11 protein-coding genes are annotated in these 12,212 nt (G+C 67.6%); 6 read left to right on the top strand and 5 right to left on the bottom strand.

All coding sequences use genetic code 11. From position 1 onward, the window contains the following. Positions 1-29: 29 nt before the first annotated feature. Positions 30-1,565 (bottom strand): oligopeptide:H+ symporter, encoded by a 1,536-nt coding sequence (locus J2X58_RS09145; protein WP_090052242.1) that lies wholly within the window; start codon positions 1,563-1,565, stop codon positions 30-32. A 297-nt stretch (positions 1,566-1,862) separates the two neighbouring features. Between J2X58_RS09145 and J2X58_RS09140 the strand changes: the two genes are divergently transcribed. From J2X58_RS09140 to J2X58_RS09125, 4 genes are all read left to right on the top strand, one after another. Next, entirely contained in the window at positions 1,863-2,237 is a 375-nt protein-coding gene (locus tag J2X58_RS09140) for a diacylglycerol kinase (RefSeq protein WP_090052244.1), read from the top strand. 63 nt (positions 2,238-2,300) lie between these two features. Then, positions 2,301-2,924: a LemA family protein gene (locus J2X58_RS09135; protein WP_310047721.1), complete on the top strand. Its 624-nt coding sequence runs from the start codon at positions 2,301-2,303 to the stop codon at positions 2,922-2,924. Then, positions 2,924-3,820, top strand: a complete 897-nt coding sequence (locus J2X58_RS09130; RefSeq protein WP_310047720.1) for a TPM domain-containing protein — start codon at positions 2,924-2,926, stop codon at positions 3,818-3,820. The genes J2X58_RS09135 and J2X58_RS09130 overlap by 1 nt, the downstream gene beginning before the upstream one ends. Next, positions 3,820-4,320: a TPM domain-containing protein gene (locus J2X58_RS09125; RefSeq protein WP_310047718.1), complete on the top strand. Its 501-nt coding sequence runs from the start codon at positions 3,820-3,822 to the stop codon at positions 4,318-4,320. Before J2X58_RS09130 ends, J2X58_RS09125 begins: the two co-directional genes overlap by 1 nt. Positions 4,321-4,484: 164 nt before the next feature. Here the strand turns inward: J2X58_RS09125 and J2X58_RS09120 are convergent, their stop codons facing one another. Together J2X58_RS09120 and J2X58_RS09115 are read right to left on the bottom strand one after the other, a co-directional pair. After that, on the bottom strand, positions 4,485-7,352 hold the full coding sequence (locus J2X58_RS09120) for a TonB-dependent receptor (protein WP_310047717.1): 2,868 nt from the start codon (positions 7,350-7,352) through the stop codon (positions 4,485-4,487). 145 nt (positions 7,353-7,497) lie between these two features. Further along, positions 7,498-9,474: a prolyl oligopeptidase family serine peptidase gene (locus J2X58_RS09115; RefSeq protein ID WP_310047716.1), complete on the bottom strand. Its 1,977-nt coding sequence runs from the start codon at positions 9,472-9,474 to the stop codon at positions 7,498-7,500. A 150-nt stretch (positions 9,475-9,624) separates the two neighbouring features. Between J2X58_RS09115 and lgt the strand changes: the two genes are divergently transcribed. Continuing rightward, a complete protein-coding gene (gene lgt / locus J2X58_RS09110) occupies positions 9,625-10,455 on the top strand; it encodes a prolipoprotein diacylglyceryl transferase (protein WP_310047715.1) in 831 nt (276 codons plus the stop codon). An 11-nt stretch (positions 10,456-10,466) separates the two neighbouring features. Then, positions 10,467-11,261 (top strand): thymidylate synthase, encoded by a 795-nt coding sequence (locus J2X58_RS09105; protein ID WP_090052254.1) that lies wholly within the window; start codon positions 10,467-10,469, stop codon positions 11,259-11,261. A gap of 24 nt (positions 11,262-11,285) precedes the next feature. On the opposite strand, the gene J2X58_RS09100 is transcribed toward J2X58_RS09105, so the two are convergent. Further along, positions 11,286-11,630: a nuclear transport factor 2 family protein gene (locus tag J2X58_RS09100; RefSeq protein ID WP_310047714.1), complete on the bottom strand. Its 345-nt coding sequence runs from the start codon at positions 11,628-11,630 to the stop codon at positions 11,286-11,288. Between the two features lie 32 nt (positions 11,631-11,662). Beyond that, a complete protein-coding gene (locus J2X58_RS09095; RefSeq protein ID WP_310047713.1) occupies positions 11,663-12,202 on the bottom strand; it encodes a zinc-binding dehydrogenase in 540 nt (179 codons plus the stop codon). Positions 12,203-12,212 lie beyond the last annotated feature (10 nt).

Here is a 12,212-nt window from a genome sequence, read left to right as displayed (position 1 = left end):
CCGCCCCGCGGGACGGCCCTTTCGCCGCGTTACAGGTCTTCGTTGTGGACGGGCGGCACCGGCGGCACGTTCGCCAGCGCATGATCGAGCGAGAGCTTCTTCATCAGCGGCAGCATGGCCAGTGCGATCAGCGTGCAGCCGAGGCCGACGAAGCCGAGCTTGTTGAACAGGCTGGTATAGATCGCCAGCGATTCGAGCGGGTTGGTGATGTTGTCGGGAATCGCCGCGACGTTCGCCACGACGCTGCCCATGTACTGAGAGACGCCCACGGCGACGTAATAGGCGCCCATCATGAAGCCGCCCATGCGCGCCGGCACGTAACGGGCGATCATCGCGAGGCCCAGGCCGCTGACCAGCACCTCGCCGAGCGAGTACAGGCCGTAGCCCCACACCATGTACCACGACGAGATCGCGCCGTTCACCGCGGTGGTGGCACCCAGGCCGTACATGAAGAAGCCGGCGGCCACGGCGGCGAAGCCGAGGGCGAACTTCGCGGCGACGGGGAAGTCCTTGCCGTGCTTGCCGAGCGAGTTGTAGAGCCACACGAGGATCGGGGAAAGGATCACGATCCAGATCGCGTTGAGCGACTGGAACTGCTCGGGAATCCAGCGGAACAGCTCGAAGCCGAACAGGCTGAACGACAGGTCGACGTTGCGCTGCGCGAACAGGTTCAGCGAGGTCGACATCTGCTGGTAGAAGATGAAGAAGAAGATCGTCTGCACCGTCAGCACCAGCGCCGCGATCAGGCCGGCGCGCTCGCCGCGCTCGCTCGAACGGATGAGGTGGATGAAGATGCCGAGGATCACGACGCCCGCGAGGTAGACGCAGGCCTTGGCGACGCTCTGGTTCTGCAGGATGTACGCCGAGGCGCCGACGACCGCGAGACCGCCGATGACGACGCCGATGACGTTCTTCGCGACGGGCGGACGCTCGTCGGGCGCGGAGCCGACGTGCGCGAGCGTCTGGCGCATGAAGTAGTAATTGACGAGGCCGAGCACGAGGCCGATGGAGCAGACGCCGAACGCGGTATGCCAGCCGAGCGCGTCGCCGTAGTGCTGGCCGACGTAGTCGCGGATCCAGGGCGTGAGCAGCATCGAGACGGTGGAGCCGATGTTCACCGCCATGTAGTAGATGGTGAACGCGCTGTCGATGCGGACCTCGTCGCCCTCGTAGATCTTGCGCACGAGGTTGCCGGCGTTGGGCTTGAAGAGGCCGTTGCCGAAGACGATCACGCCGAGGGCGAGATAAAGGGCGTACGTGTTGTTGGTCGGGATCCAGAGGAGGGCGTAACCGACCATCAGGACGACCGCACCCGTCAGCATGGTGCGACGGGTGCCGAGGAATTTGTCGCCGATCCAGCCGCCGATGGCGGGGGTGGCGTAGATCAGCGCGGCGGCCGCGCCCCAGACGAGGTTCGCATCGGTGTCGGCGAAGCCGAGCTTCTTCACCATGTAGGTGACCATCAACACCTGCATGCCGTAGAAGCCGAAGCGCTCCCACATTTCGATGAGGAAGACCGTGCTGAACGACTTGGTCTGAGAAACGGGTGGATTCTGGATGGGCATGTATTTTCCGGACACATTGGAAGCAGCGAGTCGGGCGGATCGCCCGGCTCCCATCGCCGGCCTCCTGAACGAAGGCACAACCGTTCAAGCGTAATACAAATGGTCCGACGGGTCGTGTTGCGGCGCCAGAGGGGCGCGGCGATTCGCCACGGCGCTTCGCCCTAAGCCGGCCGGAAGGCGGCCTGTGGCATGATACGGGCCGTTTCCCGCGTCCGAATCCGCTCCGATGCCGCACCGCACCCACTTCCTCACCGCCAGGCGCCTCTGCCCGGCGTCCGCTTCGGCGGCCTGACCGGCATGGCATCGACCGAGCGGCGCGGGCCGCGGCAGATCTATGCGGCCTTCCGCTGGTCGATGCAGGGCCTGCGCGCCTGTTTCCGCCACGAGGCCTCGTTCCGGCTGGAAGTCCTCCTGGCCATCGTGGTGGTGCCGCTCGGCCTGTGGCTCGGGCAGGGGGCGATCGAGAAGATCGTCCTGATCACCTTTCCCATGCTGGTCCTTTCGGCGGAACTGCTCAATTCCGCGATCGAGGCCGTGGTCGACAAGGTCAGTCCGGAATTCCATGAACTGGCCGGCCGGGCCAAGGACATGGGCTCGGCGGCCGTGTTCCTCCTCATGATGATGGTGCTGGTCAGCTGGGCGCTGATCCTCGGGCCGCGGCTGCTGGGGTAGGACATCCACGTGGCCCGGCTTTGCGGTAAGTTGTGCCCCGCACACCCCAAGGAAACCGCCGCCATGAAGACACTCCTCCGCGCGTTCGCCCTCGTCCTTTTCGCCGGCTTCCTGAGCGGCTGCGGATACAACGCCATCCAGCGCGAAGACGAGGCGGTCAAGGCCGCCTGGTCGGAAGTGCTCAACCAGTACCAGCGCCGCGCCGATCTGGTGCCCAACCTCGTCAACACGGTGAAGGGTTATGCGCAGCACGAAGAGCGTGTGCTGACCGAGGTCACCAACGCCCGCGCGAAGGTCGGCCAGACGCAGATCACTCCGGAACTTCTCAACGATCCCGAGGCGCTGGCGAAGTTCCAGGCGGCCCAGGGGCAGCTGACCAGCGCGCTTTCGCGCCTGATGGTGGTGAGCGAAAACTATCCGCAGCTCAAGGCCGATGGCTCTTTCCGCGACCTGCAGGCGCAGCTGGAAGGCACCGAGAACCGCATCACCGTGGCGCGCAACCGCTACGTCGCCGCGGTGCAGAGCTACAACACGCTGATCCGCTCGTTCCCGAACAACCTCACGGCGAAGGTCATGGGTTACCAGGTCAAGCCGAACTTCAGCGTCGAGAACGAGAAGGCGATCTCCACCGCCCCGACCGTCGATTTCGGTTCCACCCCGGCCCCGGCTTCCACGGCCGGTCGCTGATGCGTCGTTTCGCGGCAGCCCTGCTGTTCGCCGTCGCCCTGCTGGTGCCGCCCGCGGCGGCACTGGCGGACGACGTCGCGGTACCGAAGCTCGCGCGGCACGTCACGGACCTCACCGGGACGCTGACGGAGGCGCAGGTGGCGCAGCTCGACGCGCGCCTCGTGGACCTGGAGAAGGCCAAGGGCGCGCAGGTCGTGGTGCTGATGGTGCCGACGACGCAGCCGGAGGACCTCGAGAGTTACTCGCTCAAGGTAGCGGAGACGAACAAGGTGGGGCGCGAAGGGCCCGACGACGGCGTGCTCGTGCTGCTGGCGAAGAACGATCGCCGCGTTCGCATCGAAGTCGGCTACGGCCTGGAAGGGGCGCTGCCGGACGCGATCGCGTCGCGCATCATCCGCGAATACATGGCGCCGAAGCTGCGCGCGAACGATTACTTCGGTGGCATCGACGAAGCGCTCAACGCGATCACCCAGATCGTGCAGGGCGAAGCGTTGCCGCCACCCGTCGCGCCGGACGAGAGCCACGAGCGGCGCCGCGGGGGCCTCGGCCACCTGCTGATTCCGCTGCTGTTCGGGGCGATCTTCCTGCGCGGCATCCTCGGCCGCGCGCCGCTCGGCCTGCGCATGCCGGTCGGTGGCGCGATCGCCGGCGGCCTCGGCTGGCTGTTCCTGCAGTCCATCCTCGGCGGCGTGGTCGGCCTCATCGCCGGCGCGCTGATCATGGCGATTCCCCTCGGCGCCGGCCGTTCGATCGGCGGTGGTGGCTGGGGCGGCTTCGGCGGCTGGGGCGGTGGCGGCGGGTTCGGTGGCGGCGGCTTCGGCGGCGGCGGGGGAGGCGGCGGCTTCAGCGGAGGCGGCGGCAGTTTCGGTGGCGGCGGCGCATCGGGGAACTGGTGATGAATTTAGGACGCATGGCCAGCAACCTCTTCGGCGCCTGGTTCCAGATCGGTCGCCATTTTCCGCGTGAAACGCTGGACGCGATCACGAAGACGGTCGCCGAAGGCGAGGGACGTCACCGTGGCGAACTGCGCGTCGTGATCGAATCGCGCCTGTCCCTGGCCGACGTGGCGGCGGGCGTCACGGCCCGCGACCGCGCCACCGCGCTGTTCTCGCACCTGCGTGTCTGGGATACCGAGGAGAACTGCGGCGTGCTCCTCTACGTGCTGCTCGCCGAGCACCGCATCGAGATCGTCGCGGACCGCGGTATCGCGAAGGCGGTCACGCCGGCCGAATGGGCGGCGATCACGGCGCACATGCGCGACGCGTTCGCGCAGGGGCGCTACCGTGAGGCCGTGCAGACGGGTGTGGCGGAAGCCGGCGACCTACTCGCCCGCCATTTCCCGGGCGACGGCGAACCTCGCAAGAACCAGTTACCGGATCATCCGCTGGTGCTGTGATCCGGATGCCCGCGTTCGCCGCGCTTCCGCAGCGTCATCCCGGTGCAAACCGGGATCCACGGCCTCGGTTCCCATTGGTGCGTGGCGGTAGCGCCGTTCGACGACCGCCCCGCCGTAGGCACCGGCGTACGCCGGTGCGACGGTAAGGGGAGCCGCCCGGCGGCTCAGAAACTCTGCTGGTATCCGACGTACCAGTAGCGGTCGATGTCGAACGCCGGGTTGTACGGCGGGCTGCCGCCGCCGGCGCTCGACACGCTGTAGTAGAGCGGGCCCTTGCGCGCGAAGACGTTGTTCACGCCGACGCGGAAGCTGCCGTTCCACGGTGCCAGCCAGCGCACCTGCAGGTCGTTGAAGGCGACGCCGCCCTTGCGGCTGACGCCCGTGACGCCCGTGAGCGCGTTGATCGCGTCGGGGCGGTTGCATTCGACATCCGCGGACCAGCACGAATCCTTCAGGCCCGAGAACCAGCGTGTGGTCCACGTCGCACCGAAGCGCCGCCACGACCAGTCGAGCGAAAGGTTCGAGCGAACGCGGTAGAGCCCCTGCACCCCGTTCATGTATCCCGCCAGGTGTCGCGGCGCGCTGCCCGGGCTGCCGACCTGCGTGTAATCCTTCAGATAGGTGCTGTCGGAGAGCAGGGTGAACTCGCCGTAGCGCGTCTCGGGGAACCGGTAATGCAGGCCGAGATCGTAGCCTTCGGTGCGCAGCGAACCGAGATTCGCGAGGCTCTCGTCGAGCGATACGATCTGGCCGTCCGCCGCGCGCGTGAAGCGGCCGCACAACGAGGGGTCGTTGCGGACGTAGCAGAAATTGAGGATGTCGCCCGCGAGCACGGGCGTGATCACGTCGCGGATGTCGACCTTGTAATAGTCGAGCGTGATGTCCAGTCCTTCGACGTAGCTCGGGCTGTACACCACGCCGGCGGTGCGGGTGATCGACGTCTCCGGTTTGAGCGCGGGGTTCGCGCCCGTGGTGAAGGCGGTCGGGTTCTGGCCGCCGGTGGCGGAGCCGATGCGCGCACCGGACTGGTCGATCTGCCGGTAGTTCGCCGGCACGCCGGCGGCGGCGCAACGTGCGCGCACCGCGGCATCGGTGGCGGATGCGCCGTACACGCTGTCGCAGGGATCGAGGAAGCTCTCGAAGCTCTCGCTCGCGCCGGCGTACAGGTCGGCCACCGTGGGAGCACGGAACCCTTCCGCGAACGTGGCGCGGAGCAGCAGGTCGTCCACCGGCTTCCAGCGCAGGCTGTACTTGTTGTTCGTGCGGCCGCCGAAGGCGGAGTAGTGCGAGTAACGGCTCGACACGTTCGCCGCCAGTTCGCGCGCGAGCGGGAGGTCCGCGAGGAGCGGCACGTCGAGTTCGAGATAGGCCTCGTTCGCGATGTAGCCGCCGTTCGTCGGAGCGCTGGCGAGCTGGGTCGTCAGTCCCGCCGAATCGGCGGGGTACGGTACGTAACGACCGTTCTCGCGACGGTGCTCGATGCCGCCGGCGACGCGCAGCGTCCCTGCGGGAAGATCGACCAGGCCGCCCGTGAGGTTGGCGATGACGTCGTTCGTTCGCGTGGTCTGGTGCGACGTGCCCGTCGACGTCACGTAACGCCAGACGGCGTCGGGCGTGCCGCCGGGGCCCGCGAGGATGTTCCATGGCACGCAGCCTGCCGCGCGATCCTCGGCGCTGGCGCAGGCGGGCTGGCCGTCGAGCGTCGTCGTTGGCCCCAGCGCCTTGCGCGCGTTCACCAGGTTGATGTTGCCGCTGGTCGTCTGGCTCGCGCGCGTCTCCGAATAGGCGTAGGTGACGTCCCAGTTCCACGCGTGGTCGAGCCAGTCGAACGTGCCTTCGGCACCGGTGTCGAGATGCAGCGCCTTGCTCTTCGCCCAGTTCACGCGGGGCACTTCGGTGGTGCGACGGAAGAACGCGGTGTCGTAACCCGGGAACGGGTTGTAAGCGTTGTCGGCGTCGATCGCGAGGCCGGCGTCGCGTCCCGAACCGCTTTGCAGCGGATAGCCCGCCGCCTGCCAGCGCGTGTCGCGCACCCCGTAGTCGGCCATGCCGCGCAGGGCGATGTCGTCGGTGAGATTGTAGCGACCCGTCGCGAACAGGTTGCGCAACTTGCTGCCGGCGCGGAACGTCATGTCGCGGGCCGTCGCGTACTTGTCGGCGTTGCTGTCGACATCGTACGGGTGGTAGTTCGCGAGGTTGGACGTATCGACGACGCCGGGATGGTTCGCGACGTAGCGGTTGGCGATCCAGCTGCCGTCGCCGGCGTAGTTGCCCGCGCCGGGGGTGCCCGGTGCGCGCGGGTCGACCACGCCGCCCCATGGCCCCATGCCGAGACCGGCATCGGGGTGCCGTGGGCCGTACGCGCTGCGCGTGAGCGAACGCTTCGCATCGCGCAGGTCGTCCGCGTCGTCGTAACTCGCGCCGAGGATCAGCGAGCCGCGCTGGCCGCTCCGGCCCCAGGTGAACGCACCGTGCTTCGTGGCGCCGTCGCCCTTGCCGTTCTGGCCGTAGAGGACGTCGGCCGAGGCGCCTTCGAAGCGGTCGGTCGTGATGATGTTGACCACGCCGCCGATCGCGTCGGAGCCGTAGATGGAGGACGCGCCGTCCTTGAGCACCTCGATGCGCTCGACGATCGCGACGGGAATGGTGGAGAGGTCGGTCAGTCCGCCGAGGCTCGTGGTCCAGCGGCGGCCGTTGACGAGCACGAGCGTGCGCACGGCGCCGAGATTGCGCAGGTTCGCGTAGCGGCCGCCGGCGTCGCCGCTGGAGGAGAGGGTGTCCTGCGGCGTGACCTCGGGCGTCGCTGCCGAGGGCATGCGCGCGACGATGCTGCCGAGATCGGACAGGCCGGTGGCGCGGATGGCCGCGCGGTCCATGGTGAAGACGGGCTGCGCGGTTTCGACATCGGTGCCGCGGATGCGCGAGCCCGTCACGGTGACGTTGACCGGCGCCAGCATTTCGGCCGGCGCGGTCTGCTGGGCATGCACGGCGGTTCCGGACAAGGCGGCCAGGAGCGCACTCGCGAGCGCCATACGTCGCCTCGCGACCTGGCGCGTGTGCCCGGTACTCACGTGCATACCCCAAAACCTCCCAAGCCCCGCCTCACCCCACCCGGGCCCGACGATCGCGCCAACATAGCGCCTGCGGGCCGGGGGGGCAACCTCGCTGCGGATGGGCCTATGGCGCCGCCTGTGCCGTCGCCGGCCTGTCGCCGCCCAGGTGCTTGTCCAGGAACGCCTGCAGCCGGTTGTAGAACTCCTCGACGTTCTCCGGCTTGACGAAGCCGTGCCGCTCGTCGGGCTTGGTCAGCGTCTCGTACGGCTTGTGGGCGGCGTCGAGCGCGGCGCGCATCGCCTTGAACTGCGCGAACGGCGCGCGCTGATCGTCTTCGCCATGGACGAGGAACACCGGCACGTCGATCTTGTCCGCCAGGTGGGTGGGCGAGTTGGCGGCGAGATCGGCCTGGTCCTTGCCGATCACGGTGGTCAGGTAACTGCGGCCCGATTTCCTGTCCTTGATGTCGCCCTTGTTGTACATCATGTCCAGGTCGTAGATGCCGTCGTAACCCACGGCGCACCGGAACATGCCGGGCGCTCGGACGGGCACCATCATCGCCGAGTAACCGCCGAAGCTCGCGCCGTAGACGCACACGCGTCCCGGGTCGGCGAAACGCTGCGCGATGGCCCACTTCACGCCGTCGATCAGGTCTTCCTGGATGCGCGTGCCCCACTTCAGGTAACCCGCCTGCTCGAACGTGCTGCCGCGGCTGCCGGAGCCGCGATAGTTCACCTGCAGCACGAGGTAACCGCGGTTCGCGAGGAACTGCGCGTCGTCCTCGTAGAACCAGTCGTCGGAGACGCCGTGCGGACCGCCATGGGGCATGAGGACCAGTGGCAGGTTCGTTTCGGGCTTGCCCTTCGGGAAGGTCAGGATGGCTTCGAGCTCGAGTCCGTCGCTCGCCTTGAAGCGCAGCGGCCGCCGCTCCGACATCTTCGCCGGATCGATCCACGGCTTGGTGTCGAACAGCTTGCTGACCTTGAACGTCTTCGTGTCGATGATCATGTAGCGGCCCGGCTCGCGGTCGCTCGACACGCTGAACATCAATTGGCCGCCGTCCTCACTGTAATCGACGAAGCTGACGAATTGGCCCGGGAACTTCTGCGACAGGGCCATGTGCAGCTTGGCGATCGGCGACGCCGGATCGATGTAGGTCGGCTGCGGAATGCCCGTGTCGGCGATCGTGCCGAAGGGACGCAGCGGCGCGGGCGTCCACAGGCCGGACGCGCTCACCTCGCTGAAGTCGTCCTTGCGGATGATCTTCGGGTTGCCACCGTCCTCGTCCTGTTCGACGAACGCGCCGCCCTTGCCGTCGGGACTGTACTTCGCGTAGATGCGATTGCTGCCCGCCACGCTCGCGACCGGCGTGAAGTTCTGCTGCTGCGTGCTTCCGGAGAGCTTGTTCCAGCCGCTGCCCTCGCGATGGAACACGACCCAGCGGAACGAGTCGTCCGTGCCGAACGCGAAGCGCGCCTGGCCGTCGGGCGAGATCATGAAGCTCATGCCGCCGATGCCGATGTCGGCCATCTGCTTGCGCGTGCTCGTCTTCGCGTCCACGTCGTAGAGCGTGCTGCGATTCTGGTCGAGCCACGACGTGGCCCGCATGTAGAAGTGCCCGTTGTTCTGCACCGGCAGGCCTTCGATCTCGCCCCAGCCCTCGTCGGTGGCGCGGGTCGCCGCGCGCTTGCCCACGGCCTGGTAGCCGTACAGGTAGTCGGGATTCTTGCCATCGACGTCGATGGACATGATCTCTCCGGTGAGCATCGTCCGGCCGATGGAGCCGTCGACCTTGCCGCGCGCCACGACCAGACGGGTGGGGCTGGCCCAGGCGATCTTCGCCGGTGCCTCGTAGGGTGGCATGCGGATCAGGGTGACCGCCTTGCTCATGTCGCCCACGCGGTAGATCGCGAGGCCGTGCGTCTTGCCGTCCGGGTCGTGGAAGGCGAGCGAGACGTACTGGCCGTCCGGGGACAGGCTCGGGCTGGTCAGCGGCATGCGCCGCGCGAAATCGGCGACGGGCACCAGGTCGGCGGCCGAGGCGGCGGTCGAGGCGAGGCAAAGCGCGGCCAGCATGGGCCGCGCGAGGCGGTTGATCATGGAGTCTCCCCTGTTCGATGTGTCCGTATCGTGCCGTCCCCCCGGACGGCCTCCGTGGGCCGATATAGCCGATCCCCGGCCTCGCCACAAGGCGACCTGCGGACAGGGTGGGGCGGTACACTTGGCGCCTGCATCTCATCCGGGCGTTCCATGGCCACTCCGTACGTCGTCAACATCGATCCCGTCGCGCTCTCGCTCGGTCCGGTCCAGGTCCACTGGTACGGACTGATGTACCTCGGTGGTTTCCTCGGCGGCTGGGCGCTCGGCGAGTACCGTCGCCGCCAGGGCAGGCTGCCGGTCAGCTCCGAGCGCTTCGGCGACCTGATGTTCTACCTGATGATGGGCGTGGTGCTCGGCGGTCGCGTCGGTTACATGCTGTTCTATACGAACATCGACTGGATATGGACCGATCCCGTCGCGCTCTTCCGCGTCTGGGACGGCGGCATGTCGTTCCACGGCGGTCTCCTGGGCGTGCTCGTGGCGGGCCTCTGGTGGTCGCGGCGCAACGGCGTGAAGTTCTTCGACACGGTGGACTTCGTCGCGCCGCTCGTCCCGCTCGGTCTCGGCCTCGGCCGCCTCGGCAACTTCATCAACGGCGAACTGTGGGGCAAGCCCACCGATCTGCCCTGGGCCATGATCTTCCCCCACGCGCCCGACGCGCTGCCGCGCCACCCGAATCCGCTCTACGAATTCGCGCTCGAGGGCTTGGTGATGTTCGTGGTGCTGTGGCTGTATTCGATGAAGCCCCGTCCGCGCTACGCGGTGTCGGGCCTGTTCGGTCTGCTCTACGGATGCTTCCGCTTCGCCATCGAGTTCGTGCGCGTGCCCGACCCGCAGCTGGGCTACCTCGCGTTCGGCTGGGTCACGATGGGCCAGATCCTGTCGCTGCCGCTGATCGCGGTGGGCATCTTCCTGCTGCTGCTTTCGCGGCGGGCGCCCTATGCCCCCGTCGCGCCGGTCACCGCGACGGCGAACGGGTAAAGTCGACGCCCATGCAGCCCTATCTCGATCTCCTCCGTCACGTTCTCGAGCACGGCGCCGAGAAGTCCGACCGTACCGGCACCGGCACGCGCAGCGTGTTCGGCTGGCAGATGCGCTACGACCTCGGCCGCGGTTTCCCGCTGGTCACGACGAAGAAACTGCACCTGCGCTCCATCGTTCACGAGCTCATCTGGTTCCTCAAGGGCGATACGAACATCGCCTACCTCAAGGAAAACGGGGTGAGCATCTGGGACGAGTGGGCCGACGCCAACGGCGACCTCGGACCTGTCTACGGACGACAGTGGCGTGCGTGGCCCACGGCGGACGGCAAGGTCGTGGACCAGATCGCGTGGGTGGTGGAGGAGATCAAGCGCAACCCGGATTCGCGGCGCCTGATCGTTTCCGCGTGGAACGTCGGCGAGTTGCCGAAAATGGCCCTGATGCCGTGCCACACGATGTTCCAGTTCTACGTGGCGAACGGCAAGCTCTCGTGCCAGCTCTACCAGCGTTCGGGCGACATCTTCCTCGGCATTCCCTTCAACATCGCGAGCTACGCGCTGCTGACGCACATGGTCGCGCAGGCGACGGGCCTGCAGCCCGGCGACTTCGTCCACACGATCGGCGACGCGCACCTGTACTCGAATCACATTGAACAGGCGACGAAACAGCTCACGCGCGAACCGCGTCCGCTGCCGAGGCTGGTGCTGAACCCCGAGGTACGCTCGGTGTTCGATTTCCGCTTCGAGGACATCGCCATCGTCGACTACGACCCGCATCCCGCGATCAAGGCACCGGTCGCGGTCTGAGCGGCGCCCCGACCCACGATCGCGTCATGGCGCGATCGTGGCTTCCTCGATGCTGACGAACCGGCCGTCGGGTCCGCGCCGCCCGAAGACGTAGACCTCGCGCGCGATCCGTGCGCCGTTGCGCAGTTCGAGATCGATGACGTGGCGTTCCGCGTAGCGTTCGTCGACGACGAGTTCGTCGAGCACGGACACATCGACGCGGACCAGGTCCTCCTTCAGCACCTCGATGCCGGCGACGAACGCCGCACGGTCGATCCATGCGCCGTCGACACGCTGCCGGAAGGACGGATCGAAATGTCGCTCCGCGGCGTCGGTCGTCGGCACGCCGGGATCGAAGAGATCGAGAATGGCCTTGCGCAGGATCGTCATGGGACTGGCTCCACGGTGGGTGGCTGGTGTGATCAGTCCACGGTCAGCACGATCTTTCCCTGGATATGACCGCGCTCCGCCCGTTCGTGCGCACGGTTCGCTTCCGCCAGCGGATACGTGCTGTCCAGCACGACGCGGATGGCGCCCGAATCGAGCAGGGCCGCGAGTTCGTGCAGTTGGGCCCCGTTCGAGCGCACCTGCGTCGCCGACACCGTGACGCCGAGACGGGCAGCTTCGTCGGCATCCGCGAAGCCCAGCGGGAAGATCGGGAAGAGGGCGCCGCCGCGCTTGATGCTGCGCAGGAAACGGCCGCTGGTCGGTCCGCCGACGGCGTCCACGACGAGGTCGACGTCGCGCACCACGTCTTCGGGAACCGTCTTCGTATAGTCGATGACTTCGTCGGCACCGAGCGACTTCAGCATCTCGCTATGTCGAGACGACGCGGTCGCGATGACGCGCGCGCCCTTCAGCTTCGCCACCTGCACCACGAAATGACCGACGCCGCCCGCCGCGCCGTTGACGAGGACGGTCTTGCCGGCGAGCGGTACCGGATGGTGCGGCCCGGGCTGCACGGCGCGTTTC

The organism is Luteibacter sp. 3190, assembly GCF_031456385.1.
GTDB lineage: Bacteria > Pseudomonadota > Gammaproteobacteria > Xanthomonadales > Rhodanobacteraceae > Luteibacter.
Note: the sequence above shows the minus strand (reverse complement) of the source record. Positions and strands in the feature narration are given on the sequence as shown.

Bases quoted from the DNA above. Each gene is read 5' to 3' on its own strand.
- J2X58_RS09145 (WP_090052242.1), bottom strand. From the start codon at position 1,565: ATGCCCATCCAGAATCCACCCGTTTCTCAGACCAAGTCGTTCAGCACG.
- J2X58_RS09140 (WP_090052244.1), top strand. From the start codon at position 1,863: ATGGCATCGACCGAGCGGCGCGGGCCGCGGCAGATCTATGCGGCCTTC.
- J2X58_RS09135 (WP_310047721.1), top strand. From the start codon at position 2,301: ATGAAGACACTCCTCCGCGCGTTCGCCCTCGTCCTTTTCGCCGGCTTC.
- J2X58_RS09130 (WP_310047720.1), top strand. From the start codon at position 2,924: ATGCGTCGTTTCGCGGCAGCCCTGCTGTTCGCCGTCGCCCTGCTGGTG.
- J2X58_RS09125 (WP_310047718.1), top strand. From the start codon at position 3,820: ATGAATTTAGGACGCATGGCCAGCAACCTCTTCGGCGCCTGGTTCCAG.
- J2X58_RS09120 (WP_310047717.1), bottom strand. From the start codon at position 7,352: ATGGCGCTCGCGAGTGCGCTCCTGGCCGCCTTGTCCGGAACCGCCGTG.
- J2X58_RS09115 (WP_310047716.1), bottom strand. From the start codon at position 9,474: ATGATCAACCGCCTCGCGCGGCCCATGCTGGCCGCGCTTTGCCTCGCC.
- lgt (WP_310047715.1), top strand. From the start codon at position 9,625: ATGGCCACTCCGTACGTCGTCAACATCGATCCCGTCGCGCTCTCGCTC.
- J2X58_RS09105 (WP_090052254.1), top strand. From the start codon at position 10,467: ATGCAGCCCTATCTCGATCTCCTCCGTCACGTTCTCGAGCACGGCGCC.
- J2X58_RS09100 (WP_310047714.1), bottom strand. From the start codon at position 11,630: ATGACGATCCTGCGCAAGGCCATTCTCGATCTCTTCGATCCCGGCGTG.